Genomic DNA, 14,896 nt, shown 5'->3' with positions numbered 1-14,896 from the left:
AAATTTATACATCTTCCATTTCAAATTGAGCCACCGTAATTGCGTTAAATGCAAAAGCAAATACTAATGGCATGGGGCACTTTAATACTACTGTAGATAAAACAGCTACCACTGTGCCCATGATTGCTGATATCGACCACCATTTTTCTTCAGCAGTCAGCCCTTTTTCGGCTTTAATCAATCTCAGGGCTTGTACGGGAATTGGTTCAGGCATTACACAGCCTGGAGGAAACGCCCAGTAGTTATTGCGCCGCTCGACGAATAAATCTGTCCAGCCATTTTCTCGGCACCATGCCTCAATCCATTCGATAGCGTAATGATTCATCATCTGGTTGCTAGTGTAATTTGTGGAATTGGTGTAGTTTTCTGAATATCAATACTTACTAGAATCAAAAGTAGCTGTCTAACTGCATAAACATAAGGCTAATTTTCGATTGAAATCCATATATCAATTAACTCAAACAATCCTTAGCTTGATTACAAGGCTAACAGGCTATTGAGGCTGGTTAGCTCAAAATACAATAAACTTAACCAGAATAGAAATAAGTAAAGGAATGTAAATAAGTCTTTCAATAATGTTTGAATTCTCAAGTAGACCTTAAAGAAATATATATGCTAGAAATCTGCTAAAAACCTATTTTTAAAGTCAAGAATTGTAAACATAAGCTGTCAGCTATCTTAGTAAATTGCAACAGACTTTAATATAAGCATTTTCATGAAGATGCTGTTATCTGCTTGCAGGCATATTTTAGCGATCGCGTAAAAATGTAACGAAAGATGAAGTAAGTGGGGCATGGGGCATGGGGCATTGGGCATTGGGCATTGGGCATTGGGCATTAAAAACAATTTTAGATTTTGGATTTGCGATTTTGGATTGTATTTGAATCTAAAATCCGTCTTGAAAAGTTCAGATCGCCGGAAGCCGGCGCTCCGACTTTTCGCAAAATCTAAAATCTAAAATTCCTAACCCCTAACTTGGTTTTGATGTAATTACCTCTGTGGGGCGGAGAATCTTTTCTTGTAAGCGAAAGCCTTGACGGACGATTTTAGTGATTGTTTGGTCTGCGAGGTCGTTGCGGACTTCGCGATCAACGACTCGGCATAAAGTAAAATCTGGTTGGGTATCTTGGAGTTCTATCGGTAAAACTTGACGCTTTTTTAAGATACTCAAAAACTTGCGATGTACTGCGCCAACAGATTTAGGTAAACGTTGGAGAAACTCTTGATTGGGTTCATTATTATTTTCTAAATATTCTAATAAATTTTCTAAAGCATCAGAAACTTCTAAAAGTTCTAAAAATAAATCCTCGGTTTTGGCTGCGGTTTGGGTTTGCTGTTCTCGCAAGGATTGCTGTAATAAAATATTTTCTTTTTGAATTGTGCCAATTTCGTGAATGAGTAAATCGCGTTTTTCTTGGGTAATTAGATAGTGATTTGTATTAGATAATGTTGTATTTTCACCAGACAAAGATGCTGGAGAATTAAAACCGAGAATTTTCGATTTTATCCAATCCCAAAATTTGCTGGCGTTTTGGGGCGATTCAGACATGAGAAACCTCTTGAGATAGCATAGATAAAGTTTTCTTTACCCAAGTTTGTACTTGAGTGTGGGGATGATTCCTTAATAGTTGACAAAGGGCGATCGCTCTTTGCAAATCTCCACCCAGATGATAAGCTCTAATTAGCCACATTTGGGCTTGAATATAATCTTTGTGATTTTTATCTGTACAGCCTTCAGTATATTCTTCTAAATATTTAATAGCTTGACGATAACGGCCTTGTTTGCAAGCAGCGATACCTTCTGTCATTAATTCTGATAAGCTCAAGGGTATAGACTCTCGTTCTATAAGCTCTTGTTGGCTAGCTTGAGCGATCGCTTGCTCTAATCCATCTAACTGAGCTAATAATACCAATTTTGGTACTGGTTGTTGTAAAGCCGATAAATCGCTATTTTTGAAACGCTTAACCGGCGGTAATATCGGACGTAAATAATCAGCGAGAATCCGTTCTTCCGGCTTCATTAAGCTTTTTTGCGCTTTAGCAATGACATCTACAGGATATTGCTTGCGCTTCATGGCTAAGGCGACAGCTTTAGTAATTTCGGCTTTTGAGGCGACTGGGGTAACGCCTAAAATATCATAGGGATTGTGTTCCATAAGATCAGGAAAGGAAGGAAAGGGAAGGGAAGGGAAGGGGGAAAATTGTAGAGACGCGATTAATCGCGTCTCTAATAAATACCCAATGCCCATTTTCAAGTTAGATATCACCTTGAGTTAACGTAACTTGAGGCTATGGAAAATTTCTTGAAAAGCAGGTTCGTTAGGACAAAGTTCGTAAGCCCAAATTCCTAACTGCTTAATTATTTCCCAAGATAAATCTTTCTTTTGAATACCTTTAACTATGGTCATAATAAATAACTCTGCGACATAATGGCGAGTTGATTCATGTTGTGATTTTTGGGCTTTGCGAATTGCTTCTTCAAAGCGATCGCGCTTCATAAGTTCCTGAATTTCCTTCAGTTCTTGACTAAAGTGATAGATTTTCTTGATGTTATCTTGTTCGGGACAAAGTTCGTAAGCCCATTGACCTAAATTAGAAATTTCTGGAATACTTAATTCTCCATTTTGAAATCCTTTAAGTAATATATCAATACAAATTTCTGCCACAATATAACGGATGCGTGGTTGCTGAGATTTTTTAGCTAATTTAACTGCTTGATCGAATTGATTAGTTTTCAACAAGTTCTCAATTACTTCTATTTCTTGCTGAAATTCAATCATGGCGATTAAATCCAGTACTATCGGATTTTTCGGGTCGATTTTTTTGATTTCTTGCAATTCCTTTGTAGCCTCATTTAAAGAAGTTTTTCTTTGATAAATTTGCTCGCGGATTTTCTCAGCTTTGTATTCGGCTAAATAACTTCTAGCAGGTTGACTACCTAAAATTTCATACCAAAATTGAGCAAATTCTAAATGTTCTTCAATTGCTGATATGGTTTGACGTTGCAATCCAGCTAGTCTATCTATTTCTTGTTGCCAATCTAGATGATTGATAATTGCTGATTTTGCTGTTGTTAAAGGAGTAATTGCTTGACGCCATTGTTTATGACTCAGATAATGGCAACCTTCATGATAAGCGATAAATTTTTGAGAAAATTGTTCAATGTCATCAAGATTATTAGTAGTTTTTTGTAAGGTTTTAAGTTGAATTGCTCTTTGACTATCTGCTGCTACACAAGCAGCTATTGCTAATCCCCAAGGTGTATACAGAGAACGGAGAAGTTGATTTTTTATATCTATACGTTCAATTACTTTATCTCGCCAATGAGAAATATAATGCTGATAACAACCTGGTGTGATAAATAGATTATTTACTGTCATTCCTCTTTGCGCAGGTTCGCCCATGAATTTTAAGGCTACTGATTCTAAACGATATTTATCGCGTAAATTTAAATAGGTGGGAATATCTCTATCTTTATAGCTATCAATTGCTGCTTCTAATCGTCGTTTTAATTCTAAGGATATTAATTTAAAATCAATAGATTGATTCCCTAGCCAAGGTATATCTTGCAGCAGAGGATCTGCCGTTAAATTTGCTAAGGCTGTAGATAAGATAACTATCAAATGTGAGAGATGGAGAAAATCGTAATGCTCCCTGTAATAAAGAGCTACTAATAAATTATGTAAATTGGTAATATTAGGTTGAGCAATCCAATTTTTTTCAATTTGTTTAACGATTTTATGGCGCTCGGAATTTTGCCAAAGTTCCACATCTATTCTGGGTATAATGTGTTCTTTGAGATTGGTTTCTACTAAAGGCTCAAAACCAAATGTATGACTAAATTCTGCACTCGCAGCTTTCGCGAGTTCCAAATTTCCCAGATTCACAAATTCCTCAATATTCTTTAGATAAAGCAGGCGTTGACGCTGCGCTAAAGTGTTGAGAATTTCTCTTTGGGCACTAATTTCATTAAAAGATATTCCTTGCCATTCTCGATAAGCTTGTTGTAAATTCTTTTGTTTAGCATAGACAAATCCCCGCAGATAAGCCGCTTGTTCTCCTGGTAAATTGAAGAGATGAGATAAAGCAATAGCCCAATTTTCGGTTTTAATCGCAATGATTCCTAACCTGATTTGACATTCTGTAGAATTGGGTAGAAGGGTTTTCGCAGCTTCATACAAAGATGTCGCAGCTGGTAAATCGTTGACTTTCTCTGCTGCTAACCCTTGACGGTACTTTTCTTTACCTTTGATTGTTTGTTGTAATTCTTGTAATAATTTCCATCCATCCTGACGGGGAAAACTACTCAAAGCAGTTTCTAAAACAGCGATCGCTCCTTTTAATTTTCCTTGATGTTGGGCTTGTTGCGCCCTTTGCAATGCCGAAGTATAAATTTTTTCCTGCTCTACTTGGGATTTAGCCGCCGCGATCGCCTCTTGTAAAGCCTCTGTAGAATATAATTCTTCGGCTTTTTGATAAACGGCGATCGCATTTTGAAAATATTTATTCTCCGCGTGTGACTGTGCTTTAGTTACCAACGTCTGAAAATGCTGTCTGCGTTGTAATTCCTGCTGACATCGGTTGATGAGCTTTAATACCCGCTCATCATGGATAATTTGGCTACAGCTTTGATAAATAGCGATCGCCTGAACAAGAATTTGAGTTTCCAGAGGATCGCCACGATCTTCTTTCAGCACCATATCCCCTTGCAAAGCAAGTTTATCTGCTTCGCGGATTTGTTGATTCCACTGTTGTAATTGCTGACTTAAATTGTCTAATAAATTACTCATTAACCATTGACGCAGCAACCGTTCGCCAAAACCAGGTTTTTTTGACCATACAGCTAGAGATTTTTGAATAATACTAACTGCTTCTCGTAATTGCTTGTTTTGCGCTAATTTTTCGGCTCTTTTCTGAATTTGTTGAGATTGCTCTACGTATTTCCAGCCATCAACTATCCCTACACCCAGCAAAATTTTACTGAAGGTGTTGAAATTATCAAGGATGCTCATAAGTCATTTGTCATTTGTCATTTGTCATTTGTCATTTGTCATTGGTTAAGGTTTCAAGTTGATTTGCGTTTTGTAATATAGTTTGCTGTAATTACTGACTTACGTTTCGACTCATTAACTCTTGACAATTGACTATTGACCATTGACTTTTGACTCCTTACACTTGGGTATATTTAATTCCTCACCGATATTTATGTGATTCTCGCGATTTTGCAGTTGGGGGTTAGCTGTCACCATGATTTCCCAAGGTGTTCCTCTACCGCAAAATTTTTCGGCGATCGCACTCAGATGATCTCCAGATTGCACGGTATAGGTAATTGTGTTCATGACTACCGGAGGCTGATTAAAGGGTGGGTTGAGACTGACGCGACTGTTGACAATTGGGTGGGGAGAAGGAACTGTTAAGGCGTGTAATTGGGTTGTTGGGAAGATAAACCGACTTCCAAATCCCAAACAAATACCTAAAAGCAATGTCAACAACGCAATTGCTAAAGGTAAAGCGTGAAATTTGGCTGCGGAAACTGTGGTTTTAACAGCAGGTAATTCTTGGAGAATGCGAATTACAGATAAGTCAGTATCGCAGTTGGGACAAGTATAACTGGTAACTTCTTGATAACCGCACACAGGACAGTTAAGGATAGTCTTCATTTTGTCAATCCTGTGACAATAGTTCTACCAGCAGATTCCTCATTTAACCAACGCTGTACATCTGGTTGTAGTTCACTCCACAAACGTTCCGCTTCTGGTTTTTCTTCCCGTTCCATCGCATCCAGCATTCGCAACAGCTTGTCATACATCCCGTTGGCTTGGGTGGGTGAAACTGAATTGGCTTGGCGGATACTTGCGAGACTAGCTTGAATGATTTTGACTCGATCGGGGAGATTGCTGAGTTCCCTTTCCGCATTTTCGCTGTGATACTCCATCCCAGATACATCATTAGCATCCATTGCGGCTTGTAAATCTTGACTCAGCCTTTTTAAGCGTTCTTGCTGGGGTTCGGAAATTAAAAAGCTACAAAGTTGGACGATGCGATCGCATTCATTTATCAAGTAATCAGCCGCTAGGCGTTGCTTAGACATGGATACTTGAAATTTTTGCAGATTGTACGCCGCGCGATCGCGAATATCGCTGCGTTCTTCTCCTGTGTGGTGATCAATAATTTGGTTACTTAACTGCACCACTGGTAAAGCTAACTTCAGCGCTTCTTGAACGCCAATATCCGTTAAATCTTGATCGTTGAGTTCTGCGATCGTCGATTCCAATTCCTGATATATTTTTTCATCCGATCCACCGCGCGAGAAAGTACAACTAACTCTTTCTGAAGGGTCATTTTTTAACGTAGCAGTCATCTTTAACACGCCGTTTTTTTCATCCAACGCCAAATTGACGATAATTTCTGTCCCCTCTGGATAATAGTGATTTAACCCTAACCACATATCGCCGATACTTTCAAAATATTCATTCTCATCGGGACTGAAAAACTTAAAGTGAATTAACCTCTGTCCATCAGCCGTAGTTTTAAAAGTGTGCGATGTGGCGACTGGGAGAATATCACCTCGACTAATTACTTTATATTGTCCATCTAGTAACTGAATATAATAATCGCGAGAAACTGTAGTTACTTTATCTGTTTGTCCAGCCGCTACAATTGCTGCACCTTCAGCTACAGCGTACATTGGCCGGGGATGTATCAATACTTTATTATTACCAAAAGCTTCTTTAACTTTGCGTTGAACTAAGGGAATTTGTGAAGAACCCCCCACCATCAAAACGACATCTACCATTTCTATATGATGTTCGGCATATTCTAAAGCCTTGCGACAAATTTGCAGCGAACGGTCTACTAAATCAGTAATTAAACTCTCAAATTGTTCGCGGGTAATAGTAACTTCGATGGGAATTGCTATGCCTAATTCGTCTAATAATGCGGTCGCTGGGACAATTTGTGCTGCTGTCCCCGTGCTTAATTCTGCTTTGGCTCTTTCTACAGCTATTTTCAAATCAGCATTAAATCTGACTCGTTGATAGTGGGGCATTTTGGCAATTAAACCATCAATATCAGCGATTTTTTCTTGTTGGGAAACTTGCGCTTTCACAAAATTAATCATCCGCGAATCGATGTCATCTCCACCTAACCATAAATCCCCAGCTTTCCCCGATTCAATAAAGGAAGTTCCCGCCGCTTGAATTAAAGAAGCATCAAATGTCCCGCCACCAAAATCAAAGACTAATATTGTTTTAAAATCGTCGCCATTGGGAGAAAAACCATAAGATATTGCTGCTGCTGTCGGTTCTGGGAGTAATTCTAAAGGTTTAAGTCCGGCTTTAAGAGCAGCTATACGGGTAGCATGGCGTTGTTGGTCGTTAAAATAAGCAGGGACAGTAATTACAGCTTGATCGATAACTTCGTCATTTTTACTAATAGCTTGACGATAATTTTGGGCATTTCGCACCACTTTTTTGAGAATTTCCGCCGAAATATCCTCTGGCTGATATTCTTTACCCCCTAGCCATACCGTAATCCCGTTATCTGTTCCTTGCGTTGGGGGAGTAATTTTGTAAGCAAATTCTCTTTGTTGTTTCTGCACAGAGGGATCGGCAAAACCCCTACCGATGAGACGTTTAATCGAAATAATTACATTTTCCGGGTCAGCACGTAGCTGGTTATATGCTTGCTCACCTACTAATAATTTACCTTGCTCGTCAGCCACGAGCGATCGCGTTAGTTTTCTATCTGGGGGTGTATTATCATCTGCTGTCACCACTTCCACTTCTGCTAATTTAAAAGCGGCGACAGAATTAGTCGTTCCCAGATCAATTCCTATAGCCTTACCCATTGCTAATTGCCACCCTTATTACTTATATCAATTACCCTGTAAATACATTTGATTAACTGCTGTATCAAATAAAAATTGCCCAGCAGAAGCTAATAGCCTATTTCGACTATTACAGATGAAATTGGTAAAATCCCACAGAGTAAGTACGTAAAACAGTTAAATTTTTACTTAAGTATTTAAGTGATTTTTGGCAGAAAAAAATCGGTGTCTACAAAATCGCAGCCACCGAATTTTTCTTTTTTATGTAAAAAAATACTGATCAATATTTTCTCTAAGAAATATTGTTTGTAGTCATGATTTTACTCATCACTACAAACTTACACTTCCTTTTGTTGGATAGGGATACAAATATATTTTTCAATATTTGCTGATGTTCAACAGCCAAGAACATCAATTTATCTCACAATCATCATTACAATTACATCCTGCCTTTGAAGATTTAGCCTCAGCATTATTTCGTAATTTAGCTTTTGTTTTTGTTTCCCACCAAACCAGATGAATAAAAAATTGTACAGACGCGATTCATCGAAATTGTAGAGACGCGATTCATCGCGTCTCTCATAATAGACACAATTCATCGCGTCTCTACTTCCCAATATCCTCATTCCACAGTTCGGGATTAGTTTCGATAAACTCACTCATCATTTGTTCGCATTCATCCGATCCCAGGTCAATGACTTCGACGCCGTGAGATATCATAAATTCTTTAGCACCAGGAAAAGTCCTCGATTCTCCGGCGATGACTTTTTTGATGCCAAATTGCACGACTGCACCAGCACATAAGTAGCAAGGCATTAAGGTGGAATAGAGTGTTGTACCTCTGTAATTACCTATTCTGCCAGCGTTGCGCAGACAGTCAATTTCGGCGTGGGTAACCGGATCGCTATCTTGTACCCGCTTGTTGTGTCCTCTACCAACAATTTTGCCATCTTTGACCAGTACCGAACCAATAGGAATTCCCCCTTCTTGTCTACCTTGTCTTGCTTCTTGAATCGCAGCTTGCATAAATTCATCCATGATTAATCCTCCAGCTATGTCTAAACAACTTGTCTTAATGGATCACGATGGCGGTGTAGATGATTATCTAGCAACTATGCTATTGCTGACTATGGATCATGTGGAATTACTCGGTATTGTGGTGACACCTGCTGATTGCTATGTGCAACCTGCTGTGAGTGCTACAAGGAAAATTTTAGACTTGATGGGAAAATCCCATATCCCGGTAGCAGAAAGCACGGTGCGGGGAATTAATGCTTTTCCTTATCTTTATCGTCGCGATTCTTATGTTGTCGATCATCTACCAATTCTCAATCAAAGCGACAATATTCAGACAGCGTTGGTAGCGGAAACAGGCCAAGATTTTATGGTGAAGGTTTTGCGTGAAGCTACGGAACCAGTTACGCTAATGGTAACCGGGCCGTTGACGAATGTAGCTGTGGCGCTAGATAAAGCGCCAGATATTGAGGCGAAAATTAGCAAAATTGTTTGGATGGGGGGTGCGTTAAATGTCCCCGGAAATATTGAGAAGAATTGGGAACCAGGACAAGATGGTACTGCGGAATGGAATGCTTATTGGGATGCTGTTTCTACTGCGCGAGTCTGGGAAAGTCAAATTGAAATTATTATGTGTCCTTTGGATTTAACTAATAATGTGCCGATGACATCAGAGATGGTGCGCAAAATGGGAAGACAACGCCAATTTCCCGTTTCTGATTTGGTGGGACAATGTTATGCCTTAGTTATTCCGCAAGATTATTATTGTTGGGATGTCTTAGCAACGGCTTATTTAGGACATCCAGAATTTTATCAATTACGTGAGTGGGAAACGGAAATTATTAGTAATGGTGTTAGTCAAGGACGAACGAAAGTTGTTGCCGGTGGGAGGAAGATTTATGCAATGGATAAGGTGGATAAGGAGGCTTTTTATAGTTATATTTCGCAGCAATGGGCGAGATGAATTTTTGAAGTTATACCATTTCGCTATGATGATGTAATTAATATTTAATTAACCGCCAAGGACGCCAAGGACGCCAAGAGAAAAGAAGAATTAGTAGGGTGTGTTGTCGCGCAGCGCAACGCACCAAGGTGGAGAATAATAGGGTGTCAAGGTTAAAATAGTGCATTAATAAACCGCAGAGGCGCAGAGAACACAGAGAGAGAAGAAGAAATTTATTGCAATATTTAAGGCCAATACGGTTCAGTTAAGGATAATTGTAGTAGCGTGTCTAGCTTTCAATGTGGCAATATAATTTTATTGTGGGGTGGACAGCGTTCGACTGAGCGCTCACGCCGAAGTCTTGTCCGCCCAGGACGGGCGAGACGCCCATCCCACAAGAGTTTTATTAATCCACTATTTTAGCCTTGACACGCCAGTAGGTTGGGTTGAACGAAGTGAAACCCAACATTTCGAGGAGTTTGTTGGGTTTCGTTCCTCAACCCAACCTACACAGATGTTTTACTTAAATAACATCATATTGATAATCGAGAATGGGTGAGTTCGCTTTCAAAGCGGCTGTAAACAATTTCGATGGGATACCAAGTTGAAAACCAGTATAAATCTTGGATGACTTTGGACGAGTTATTATTATCTATTTCAAAATGGACTAGGGCTAAATTATTTAAACCTATGACTTCTCGTCCATCTTGAAACCAGGGTAGTTTCCAAAAGGTTAAATACTGAAATAATTCCCATTTTAGGTTTCTCGCATGTTGTTCGGCAGTCATTAGCCAAGAAATATTATGACCAAATTCGGCAGTTTTGGTGAATTTGCGGTGAACCCATTCCATTAAACCATGCCATTCGGGGGGACGATGTGACAGAGATTCGCGGTAGGATTTTTTGCTAGATATTTCTAGCATATATGGGGGATTTTTCCAGCCTATCCATTGGCGATTTTTTTCGGGTAATAGCCATTGTTTGAGTCGGGTATGAATGATTTCTGTAATTTTTTCTTCGTTTTTAAAGGCGCTAGCTGTTAGTTGCACTAATACAGATTTTTTCTCGGAACCTAAAGATTTTCGGGTATAAGTTAAACGGACAACAGAACTGTAATGAATGTCTCCAGATAAGACTATTACTTGGCGGCGTTGCTCAAATAATGTGGTGAGAAATTGTGCTAAGGCTTCGTAATTAATATTCCAAGCATCGCCGACATCGACACCATAAACTTTATCTCTTTTTAAATGCCAATGATGAATCCAATCTATTACTTCTAAACCAAATAAGTTGGTCGGTGCAATCACAAATGTAGCTTGCAGTTGCGATCGCCCTTTTGGTTTATGATTTACTTGTTCTAAGGGCTGGGATAGTTGCTGGGTAAAGGCTGGCGGTGATAGCAGCATTGGCGGCGCGATGGGTTTTTGGTCGGCAGGGTAACCGCGCCAAGTGCGTGTATCTAAAACTATGACTTCATGGCAAAAACTACGGATTGTATAATGCCAGGTCAAGGCTTCTGGGTCGCGGTCGAGGACTAAAACTGCATCATATTGCACAAATTCCGGTAAGTTTGTACTGGGATTGAGTGGCGGCATTCCTAAATAACGGGCGATCGCATTTTCCGCTACACCATTCATTCCCCCAGATGCAGACCAATCCGCCGCCGCTTGTAATAATTTCTCCCCTGGTTGACCGGCGGCAAATTGCTGGGGTGTGTTTCCCCAGGCTTGAAATACTGCATAGGCTAACAAAGCATTTTGCACTGTTCTCCGTCCCAAGGGTTGTCCTAAAACCCGCAGACACCAAGCTTGGTTGAGGTTCCAGTCGTCGCTGACATCATGGTCATCGAAAATACTATACATGGGAACGTTCGCCAGCGCCCGCCGCACTTTCCACAGGGTATGGGTAAATTGCTGCATATCCCGCACTTCTTTATCCCAACGGCGGCTGACTCGATGTCCATGCATTACCTCGTGTCCTTGGGGTATGCTACTCGGCCAGCAAGCAGGCGACCATGACAATATATAAGATGCGTAATATTCACCTAAACTCAGCAGGTGACTGCTAACTTTGGCGGTTTTATTATGCAAGCCGGCGGTGAAACCAGCTTGATTTGTGGCGATATCTGCGCGATGTCCGGGAAGCAGTTGCTTGGGGGTGTAATAACTGGGATCGGCGGCTGTGTACTGGGTGACAGGTAACCTTTCCTCCCAACCTAACAGCGCATCGCCTAGCTGACTGGACACCCACAACAGGGGATCGGCGACATCATCACCATAAATTTGGTCGCCTGTGAGAAAAAGCTGATGGGGTCTTTTGTTTGGCTGGTTGGCGGCGGACTCAATTAAGCAATCGAGAATCGGTAACGCATCAAAGCCATCACCGTGAGGTTTGCGACAGGAACCATGCACGATGCGTAAATCTTGTAAATCGGTGGGGGGGAGGGCAAAGGTAGGTTTTTGATGGTCGAAATAGCTGATATTAACGGTGGGAAAGCGGCGAGAACATAAGGCTGTGGCTAAAGTTTGCTGCTGGGTAGATGATTCAATAAATTGTAAGTCGTAGGCATAGATGCGATCGCTACTTAATAAATGACTACCCGCAGATTCCGCCGTGACTGCCACAATATGCAGGAATTTCCCCAGGGCAAAAGTCCGGCGTCTTCCCTCAAACAGCAAATTTGTAATTAACTCACCGCGATTTGCTGTGTCATAAACCTGGAGTACCACCTCACAAGGACGTTTCAGCGCTATCCAGACTGTAACGGCGTCCGATTCTGTATGCTGCAAGATAGGCCCCGCCAAAATTAGCGGCAATTCTTGTAAAAACTCGTCACTAAATGGGTGCTTCATTGCCAACTATGCCAGCCTTGTGAAAACCGGAGTACGACAGTAGGTATTTCTCACTGCAAAGTCTTGACGATCAACCGCTTGCATGATACAAATGTACTAATAAGCGGTGCGATTTTGCAGCAGAATTTAATCCTATCAACCGAAAAATAACATTTCTACGCCCACAGGAGAGCAAATTTAATGAGACTATCAAAAATGGACTTGAGTAGCCTAATTGCGATCGCTCATTCTGACGGACATTTACAATTATTGCTCGATCGCGGCGAGGAAATAGAACTTTTAGAGATTCCCGCACCAGTTCAAGCTTTTGAGGGGTTGGTAGAACTCAACGAGATTGTGGCGGAACCTGTGGCGTTTCCGGAATATGAAGAACCGATTGCGCTGTTACCTGTGAGTTCTTCAATGGCGGCTAGCATTGCTTACGATAGTCACGAGCAAACTTTGCAAGTTGAGTTTAAGAATGGGGCGGTGTATGAGTATTTTGGGGTAGATGAGGAGACTTGGGAGGATTTTTACTCGGCTGATTCTATTGGTAGCTTTTATAACGACTATATTAAAGGGCAATTTGACTGCGAACGGATAGATTGAGATTCAAAATATAGGAATTGTCGGTGATGTGATGTAAGTTATGGGGGCATGGCAGTGCCATGCCCCTACGTGTGGTGGTAGGATTTGTGACGAAGATGGATGTGGAGATGAATTATGCGATCGCATTTGGTCAAAATTTCGCCCAGATAGATTTTGCGTGGGGGCGAAGAGGGCATGGCAGTGCCATGCCCCTACGTGGGGTGGTAGGATTTGTGATGAAGATGGATGTGGAGATGAATTATGCGATCGCATTTTGTCAAAATTTCGCCCAGATAGATTTTGCGTGGGGGCGAAGAGGGCATGGCAGTGCCATGCCCCTACGTGTGGTGGTAGGATTTGAGACGAAGATGGATGTGGAGATGAATTATGCGATCGCATTTGGTCAAAATTTCGCCCAGATAGATTTTGCGTGGGGGCGAAGAGGGCATGGCAGTGCCATGCCCCTACGTGGGGTGGTAGGATTTGTGATGAAGATGGATGTGGAGATGAATTATGCGATCGCATTTGCCAAACATCGCCCTTCAGATAAATTTTGCGTAGGGGTTTAGCACTGCTAAACCCTCATTCGCCTACGGGTAAGGTTATATGACCGAAATAACATAATTCGCCGGGAAAAATCACCAACTGTTGAACCTCTGAAGGTGGAATTTGCACTTCAAAGCATGAAGCTTGCGCCTTTTATCCTCAATGTTGCGGCTTTTATCTCGGAAGTTGCGCCTTTTATCCTCAACGTTGCAGCTTTTATCTTGGAAGTTGCACCTTTTATCCTCAACGTTGCAGCTTTTATCTTGGAAGTTGCGCCTTTTATCCTCAATGTTGCGGCTTTGATGCGGAAAATTGCGGCTTTTATCTTCAACGTTGCGGCTTTTTGCTGGAAAGGTGAGAAAATTAGCAAGAGCGCTCGCACTTTGATGGCGGCTGATGAGTGAATTAGCAACAGTCATGGTGATGGGAAGGAAATTAAAACAGGCGATCGCACAATTCGCGGCTTGTTTTGCTTGGATAATACCAAAAAATCAATGATTCGCCCTGTAGGGGCACGGCACCGATAAAATATCTGTTTCACCGAAAGTCTTTGGATGCCGTGCCCCTACAATTTGGGTATGTTTTTAATTGGATATTTCTCGGCTGGCAATTATAATTATCTAACCGGACTCCATATTATCCCCATTCGCCACAACTGACTCAAACAAAATCCGCATTTCTTAATTACGAATTACTATTTTGTGACTTGCAACCGCAAAAAATGCACCTGTCCTGATGCATCACCAGCAACAACTCCCATTCCATCAGGTGCAACAGCACAGCAAAATATTCTATCTTCCCCTGTGAAAGTGGCAATTAATTCACCAGTTTGCCAATTCCAGACTTTGAGGGTCTTGTCATCGGAAGCAGAAATCGCGTATTTGCCATCTGCACTCAGGGCGATCGCATTTACCCAGTCACTATGACCTTCTAGAGTCCGCAGTTGTTGTCCGGTTTGCCAATCCCAGACTTTGAGGGTGTTGTCACCGGAAGCAGAAATCGCGTATTTGCCATCTGCACTCAGGGCGATCGCATTTACCGAGTCACTATGACCTTCCAGGGTACGCAGTTGTTGTCCGGTTTGCCAATCCCAGACTTTGAGGGTGTTGTCATAGGAAGCAGAAATCGCGTATTTGCCATCTGCAC

Annotated in this window: 14 protein-coding genes; 4 read left to right on the top strand and 10 right to left on the bottom strand. The window is 41.2% G+C overall.

All coding sequences use genetic code 11. The annotated features are described in order from the left end of the window. Positions 1-4 precede the first annotated feature (4 nt). The 8 genes from AACW45_RS10165 to AACW45_RS10130 all read right to left on the bottom strand — a co-directional run bounded on the left by AACW45_RS10165 (position 5) and on the right by AACW45_RS10130 (position 8,866). A complete protein-coding gene (locus AACW45_RS10165; RefSeq protein ID WP_190632971.1) occupies positions 5-325 on the bottom strand; it encodes a hypothetical protein in 321 nt (106 codons plus the stop codon). Positions 326-678: 353 nt separating this feature from the next. Further along, complete coding sequence (locus AACW45_RS10160) at positions 679-816, bottom strand: hypothetical protein (RefSeq protein WP_190632872.1); 138 nt, start codon at positions 814-816, stop codon at positions 679-681. Between the two features lie 154 nt (positions 817-970). After that, complete coding sequence (locus AACW45_RS10155; protein ID WP_190632871.1) at positions 971-1,549, bottom strand: nucleotide exchange factor GrpE; 579 nt, start codon at positions 1,547-1,549, stop codon at positions 971-973. Beyond that, positions 1,542-2,156, bottom strand: coding sequence for a molecular chaperone DnaJ (locus AACW45_RS10150; protein WP_190632870.1), 615 nt, complete (start codon positions 2,154-2,156; stop codon positions 1,542-1,544). The genes AACW45_RS10155 and AACW45_RS10150 overlap by 8 nt, the downstream gene beginning before the upstream one ends. A 117-nt stretch (positions 2,157-2,273) precedes the next feature. Next, positions 2,274-5,012, bottom strand: a complete 2,739-nt coding sequence (locus AACW45_RS10145; RefSeq protein ID WP_190632869.1) for a tetratricopeptide repeat protein — start codon at positions 5,010-5,012, stop codon at positions 2,274-2,276. A gap of 132 nt (positions 5,013-5,144) precedes the next feature. Continuing rightward, positions 5,145-5,660, bottom strand: a complete 516-nt coding sequence (locus tag AACW45_RS10140; protein WP_190632868.1) for a LysM peptidoglycan-binding domain-containing protein — start codon at positions 5,658-5,660, stop codon at positions 5,145-5,147. Beyond that, the gene (locus AACW45_RS10135; protein WP_190632867.1) at positions 5,657-7,849 is read right to left on the bottom strand and encodes an Hsp70 family protein; all 2,193 of its coding nucleotides are present in this window, start codon (positions 7,847-7,849) and stop codon (positions 5,657-5,659) included. Before AACW45_RS10135 ends, AACW45_RS10140 begins: the two co-directional genes overlap by 4 nt. A gap of 585 nt (positions 7,850-8,434) precedes the next feature. After that, on the bottom strand, positions 8,435-8,866 hold the full coding sequence (locus AACW45_RS10130) for a nucleoside deaminase (RefSeq protein ID WP_096645736.1): 432 nt from the start codon (positions 8,864-8,866) through the stop codon (positions 8,435-8,437). 16 nt (positions 8,867-8,882) lie between these two features. Between AACW45_RS10130 and AACW45_RS10125 the strand changes: the two genes are divergently transcribed. Next, the gene (locus tag AACW45_RS10125) at positions 8,883-9,806 is read left to right on the top strand and encodes a nucleoside hydrolase (protein WP_190632866.1); all 924 of its coding nucleotides are present in this window, start codon (positions 8,883-8,885) and stop codon (positions 9,804-9,806) included. Positions 9,807-10,318: 512 nt separating this feature from the next. Here AACW45_RS10125 and AACW45_RS10120 read toward each other — a convergent pair. Further along, positions 10,319-12,637 carry a PhoD-like phosphatase gene (locus tag AACW45_RS10120; protein WP_190632865.1) on the bottom strand — a complete coding sequence of 773 codons (2,319 nt, stop codon included), beginning with the start codon at positions 12,635-12,637 and terminating at the stop codon, positions 10,319-10,321. 180 nt (positions 12,638-12,817) lie between these two features. On the opposite strand from AACW45_RS10120, the gene AACW45_RS10115 reads away from it, so the two are divergent. From AACW45_RS10115 to AACW45_RS10105, 3 genes are all read left to right on the top strand, one after another. Continuing rightward, positions 12,818-13,225 (top strand): KTSC domain-containing protein, encoded by a 408-nt coding sequence (locus AACW45_RS10115; protein ID WP_190632864.1) that lies wholly within the window; start codon positions 12,818-12,820, stop codon positions 13,223-13,225. 59 nt (positions 13,226-13,284) lie between these two features. Further along, a complete protein-coding gene (locus AACW45_RS10110; RefSeq protein WP_190632863.1) occupies positions 13,285-13,773 on the top strand; it encodes a hypothetical protein in 489 nt (162 codons plus the stop codon). A 114-nt stretch (positions 13,774-13,887) separates the two neighbouring features. After that, positions 13,888-14,154 carry a hypothetical protein gene (locus AACW45_RS10105; RefSeq protein ID WP_190632862.1) on the top strand — a complete coding sequence of 89 codons (267 nt, stop codon included), beginning with the start codon at positions 13,888-13,890 and terminating at the stop codon, positions 14,152-14,154. A 290-nt stretch (positions 14,155-14,444) separates the two neighbouring features. Here the strand turns inward: AACW45_RS10105 and AACW45_RS10100 are convergent. Beyond that, positions 14,445-14,896 (bottom strand): WD40 repeat domain-containing protein (locus AACW45_RS10100; protein ID WP_190632861.1); only part of this gene is annotated, 452 nt, incomplete at its 5' end.

This window comes from Calothrix sp. FACHB-168, assembly GCF_963889195.1.
GTDB lineage: Bacteria > Cyanobacteriota > Cyanobacteriia > Cyanobacteriales > Nostocaceae > Aulosira > Aulosira anomala_A.
This window is presented reverse-complemented; position numbering and strand designations above follow the sequence as displayed.

Excerpts from the sequence above, each read along its gene's own strand:
- AACW45_RS10140 (WP_190632868.1), bottom strand. The coding sequence starts at position 5,660 with ATGAAGACTATCCTTAACTGTCCTGTGTGCGGTTATCAAGAAGTTACC.
- AACW45_RS10105 (WP_190632862.1), top strand. The coding sequence starts at position 13,888 with ATGAAGCTTGCGCCTTTTATCCTCAATGTTGCGGCTTTTATCTCGGAA.
- AACW45_RS10150 (WP_190632870.1), bottom strand. The coding sequence starts at position 2,156 with ATGGAACACAATCCCTATGATATTTTAGGCGTTACCCCAGTCGCCTCA.
- AACW45_RS10115 (WP_190632864.1), top strand. The coding sequence starts at position 12,818 with ATGAGACTATCAAAAATGGACTTGAGTAGCCTAATTGCGATCGCTCAT.
- AACW45_RS10125 (WP_190632866.1), top strand. The coding sequence starts at position 8,883 with ATGTCTAAACAACTTGTCTTAATGGATCACGATGGCGGTGTAGATGAT.
- AACW45_RS10135 (WP_190632867.1), bottom strand. The coding sequence starts at position 7,849 with ATGGGTAAGGCTATAGGAATTGATCTGGGAACGACTAATTCTGTCGCC.
- AACW45_RS10120 (WP_190632865.1), bottom strand. The coding sequence starts at position 12,637 with ATGAAGCACCCATTTAGTGACGAGTTTTTACAAGAATTGCCGCTAATT.
- AACW45_RS10110 (WP_190632863.1), top strand. The coding sequence starts at position 13,285 with ATGCCCCTACGTGTGGTGGTAGGATTTGTGACGAAGATGGATGTGGAG.
- AACW45_RS10165 (WP_190632971.1), bottom strand. The coding sequence starts at position 325 with ATGAATCATTACGCTATCGAATGGATTGAGGCATGGTGCCGAGAAAAT.
- AACW45_RS10155 (WP_190632871.1), bottom strand. The coding sequence starts at position 1,549 with ATGTCTGAATCGCCCCAAAACGCCAGCAAATTTTGGGATTGGATAAAA.
- AACW45_RS10145 (WP_190632869.1), bottom strand. The coding sequence starts at position 5,012 with ATGAGCATCCTTGATAATTTCAACACCTTCAGTAAAATTTTGCTGGGT.
- AACW45_RS10130 (WP_096645736.1), bottom strand. The coding sequence starts at position 8,866 with ATGGATGAATTTATGCAAGCTGCGATTCAAGAAGCAAGACAAGGTAGA.
- AACW45_RS10160 (WP_190632872.1), bottom strand. The coding sequence starts at position 816 with ATGCCCAATGCCCCATGCCCCATGCCCCACTTACTTCATCTTTCGTTA.